The 4,509-nt window shown below is 41.9% G+C and carries 3 protein-coding genes and 1 pseudogene; all 4 read left to right on the top strand.

Features of this window, described 5'->3' with window-relative positions; genetic code table 11:
• A pseudogene (locus AAC037_RS20325) lies at nt 1-1,142 on the top strand (TonB-dependent receptor); the annotation flags it as partial.
• Between the two features lie 7 nt (nt 1,143-1,149).
• On the top strand, nt 1,150-2,592 hold the full coding sequence (locus AAC037_RS20320) for a RagB/SusD family nutrient uptake outer membrane protein (RefSeq protein ID WP_339905182.1): 1,443 nt from the start codon (nt 1,150-1,152) through the stop codon (nt 2,590-2,592).
• A gap of 50 nt (nt 2,593-2,642) precedes the next feature.
• Nucleotides 2,643-3,392 carry a DUF4843 domain-containing protein gene (locus AAC037_RS20315; protein ID WP_339905180.1) on the top strand — a complete coding sequence of 250 codons (750 nt, stop codon included), beginning with the start codon at nt 2,643-2,645 and terminating at the stop codon, nt 3,390-3,392.
• 241 nt (nt 3,393-3,633) lie between these two features.
• Nucleotides 3,634-4,509: S8 family serine peptidase (locus AAC037_RS20310; protein WP_339905178.1), on the top strand; the 876-nt coding region annotated here is incomplete at its 3' end.

Raw genomic sequence — 4,509 nt, 5'->3', positions numbered from 1 at the left:
TTTCTTCAGAACCTTTTATGAAGAATGCTGATTGGGTGGATAACCTAAGGGTAAGGGCATCTTACGGTGTCACGGGTAATTCAAGTATTGGCAATTTTGAATCTAGAACCTTGCTTAGTACAGCAGGACAATACCTGGGCGGAGGAGCTTTAAGTTTTGTTCAACTGGGTAATGACTTGTTAACTTGGGAAGAATCTGTATCCACCAATTTAGGCGTAGATGCAACCCTATTTAATGGAAGAATAATTGTAACCTTGGATGCTTGGAGAAAGGATTCCCGGAAGCTGCTTTTTGATACCAGACTACCTTTGGATTCAGGCTTTGGAAGCATCACAAGAAATGCAGGGAAACTACGTAATCAAGGAATAGATTTTGATATGCAGACCACTAATTTGATCATAGGTAAGTTCAGATGGTCCACAGGTTTCAACACATCTATCTTCTCCAATGAATTGCTAGAACTTTACGAAGGCTTAGACAGGATAGGGAATGACTTGATTGTCGGAAAACCCATTTCCTTTTTATATGGGTATGAGTATGCAGGAGTAAACCCGGCCAATGGTTCCCCAATGTACTATGATGAAAATGGTGAATATACCTACTTGGTTACAGATGATGACTTGAAGTACCTGGGGAGTACCTTGCCATGGACCTCCGGAGGGCTTTCTAATACTTTTAGATATGGGCCGGTGAGTTTAGAAGTCTTTTTCCAATACCAATTTGGAAATATAGCTTTCAACCAGGATTTATATAACTTGGCCCAAGCAGGGTCCCTCGGACAGGACAACCAAACGATAGATCAATTGTATTTTTGGCGGGAGCCGGGACAAATAACCAATGTACCTATTCCTTATGAGGGAGGGCGTATACCCGGTCATTCAGGTTACCAACAGAACTCAACCAGACTTGTTTCTGACGGGAGTTATATCAGACTCAAGCAGGTGACTTTGAATTATAATTTACCGAAAACTTTATTGAACAAAGTCAAGATTGAAGAAGTAAATGTATACGTTCAGGGAATAAACTTATGGACCTTCACCAAATACAACGGTTTAGACCCGGAGGTGAATTCATTGGGAACCACTTATGGGACTTACCCTAGCTCCAAACAAATGACAGCAGGTATCAACTTAACCTTTTGAAATTGAGATGTTAGATAGGATTATAAATAAAATAGTTTATTCGGGAGTAGCGTTTCTTTTATTTGGGTGCACTGATTTAACTACCAATCCTCGGCAAAGTCTAACGCCGGAGATTGCATTAAATGATGTATCCGGTTACCAGTCTGTAGCCAATTCCATGTACAATAGGGCTACCAGTTTCGGATATTATGGCCAAACCATGATGATTGCCCCCGAAATATTGTCGGATAATTTAAAAACTATAGCCAATACAGGAAGGTATCAGGGAGAAGAGGCCAATAGTGACAGGGACCATATCAATATTTGGGGACTGGCTGTCTATGGAGGAATAAATGATGCGAACCTGATTATCGAAGGGATTGATGATGAAGAGGTCTCAGGAGAAGAAGAGGTGAAGTCATTTATTAAGGGAGATGCCTATTTTATGCGGGCACTTTTTTACTTTGACCTGTGCAGAGTTTATGGATATGAACCCGGTAGGGAAGTAAATGGGTTCAATTTGGGGCCAATTATGAGATTAACCCCAACTTTAGTAGCCTCTGAGGCCAATGAGTACCAGTCGAGATCAACAGTTGAAGAAGTATACGAACAAATAGAAAGTGATCTATTGGAAGCCATTCCCTTGGTGGGGTACGTCCCTATCGGTTCTGATGGAGTATATTATGCGAATACCGGAGCCGCATTAACCCTCTTGGCCAGACTTTACTTATACTGGGGGAAAATGGCAGAAGCAGAGGAGGCTGCATCTAATGCGATGAGGATTATGGGCCTACTTACCAATGGTGAAGGTTTGCTGGAAGCTGACCAATACGTTCAAGGTTTTTCCAGAGCGCCCCACCCGGAATCCTTGTTTGAATTAGAATTAAGAATCGTAGACTGGTCAGGTGGAGATGGTGTTAATAGCTCATTGAACTCCCTAGTTTCAGATAATGAGCCTGCAGCACAGTTTATTATTGGAGCTTCAGATGATTTGATGGCTGCCTACGAAGAAGGAGACGTACGAAAAAACTGCTGGTCAGTAACCACTAGGGAGGGCATCGAAGGAGATGTGTATGCCAGTAGGAAATGGACTGGCTATAAAGGAGATTTTTTGGAAAACCTACCTATTTTAAGGGCTTCAGAACTCTATTTAATAAGGGCAGAAGCAAGGCATGAAACCAATCCAGCCGGAGCACGGGCAGATATTAATGCCTTGCGTTCCAGACGAGGGTTGGGCCCAATTGATAATCTCTTATCTGGTGATGCATTGCTCAATCGCATCTTATTGGAAAGGAGATTGGAGTTTGCTCTAGAAGGACACCGCTGGTTTGACCTGAAGAGAAATGGGAAGGACATTACCAAACATGATGGATTTCTGGATGTGCCCTACACAGATTATCGTATTTTATCGAATATACCTTTGGATGAAATTACATTGAATGAAAAACTGGAACAAAACCCCGGCTACTAACTAAAGGAGAATTTTGACTCACTTATAATTATTTAAGTCATTTGTCTTGCATGGAAGATTCAGGCTTTAATATCCTCTGGGAGGGGATGGAAGTGGAATTTGACGAGGCTTCATTACCCAATAATGCCATTCAGAAAATTGTAACCAAGTCCAGCGATAACCAGGTGGACCAAGAGCAAATACGTATTAACTTGGTGGGGGCTCAGGTCAATACTCCAATTGAAGTGGAGCTGGGCGTGGACCCTACATCTACGGCAATAGAAGGAGTACATTACAATTTGGAAACGAATAAAGTTACCATTCCGGCCAATAGTAGCTTTGTGGATGTTCCGATAGAAATTCTTACGGGAAATTTAGCAAGTGATGAACTACCAGATCTTGTATTGACCATAATTGATGCAGGTGAAACTAAAATCAGTACCAATTACCACCAATTGACGATAGAAATTAGGCTTTCGTGTCCTTCTGACCTTGCCGGAATTTATACTTCTGTCACTGTAGGTTCTTATGGAACAGTAAATTATCAAGTAACCATTACAGAGTTAGAGCCATTTACCTATAGAATATCCGACATCACCGGTGGTGTTTATTCTGAATTATACGGAGAGAATGATAATCCTGCAGTATTTTCAGAATTGTGTGGAGAAATAACCATGACAGAGCAAGCGGATAATGTGTTTGATAGAGCAGTATTCACAGGGTCCGGTACGGTAGATGCAGATGGAACCATTAGGATTAGTTGGGAAAATGAGGTGGCCGAGCTGAGTGGTATTACCACCCTTACCCCTTCGGGAAATTGATTGTTATGGAAGTGATAAAGAAGAGTTCTTTGTTAAAAATACAGACAAAGGATATAGAAAGGATTAAACCTCTAGGGCAAGGTTAAGCGCTTTGCCCTTGGCTTGGCCATTAGCGGTTAAGCGGGTATGCCTGGTATTGTGCTGGTGGAAGGATGGGGAAAAAATGATGAAATACTGTGTGAAACAGTAAAGGCATTGAGGTTCTGTAAAACCTTGTGACCGATCAAACAAAGCAAATCGGATGAGAAAGAGTATCATTTTAGTCATTTTTCTTTTATTAACATGGGAGTCCTATGGACAAAACCCGGTATTTTCTAATGAGGGAATGCAAAAGGTTCGATCCGATGTTTTTCAAAAATTACAGGAAAGTGTGGGCAGGCATAGCCTCACTAATGATGAAAAGAAGCGCATTTCAAAGACCATGGGTATCCCACTTCGGATCAATCTGGCCAATAATCAATCCGCTACCTTTCAATACTTAGATGAGACTTCCCATCCCATATATTTTATTACATTTAATCTAAAAGCTGCCAATGCCACAGAAACCGATGCATTGCAAGAGGGGGGAAGCCTAAATTTAGGACTTACCGGTCGGGACATGATCGTTGGGGTCTATGATCAAACTAGACCTAAACCCAATCACAATGAGTTTGGGAATAGGGTAACCCAATTAGATGGTTCTACCGAGGAAATAAGTAATCATGCGACCCATGTCACAGGGACTATTTTGGCGGCAGGGAACAATCCAAATGCCAAAGGAATGGCAACAGAAGCGACAGGTTGGGCATTCAATTGGGATGCTGATATATCTAAAATGACCCAAAACAGCTATGACCCTGAGCTTAACCCCGGCGGACATTTGGTGTCCAATCATTCTTATGGTAACCTTATTGGTTGGTATAGGGACAATAATCAGAATTGGAGTTGGGCAGGAAATGAAGGAGTAAGTAGCCAAGAGGATTATCGATTTGGTTACTATTCTTCCAAATCCAGACAGATAGATGAGCTGATCTTTGCCAAGCCCTATTACACCATTGTTTGGGCTGCAGGAAACGATCGTTCAGATGTGGGAGATGGCTCTAAACCCTCGGATGGACCTGAAGATACAATAGGACCG

This window comes from uncultured Cyclobacterium sp. (assembly GCF_963976465.1).
GTDB lineage: Bacteria > Bacteroidota > Bacteroidia > Cytophagales > Cyclobacteriaceae > Cyclobacterium.
Note: the sequence above shows the minus strand (reverse complement) of the source record. Positions and strands in the feature narration are given on the sequence as shown.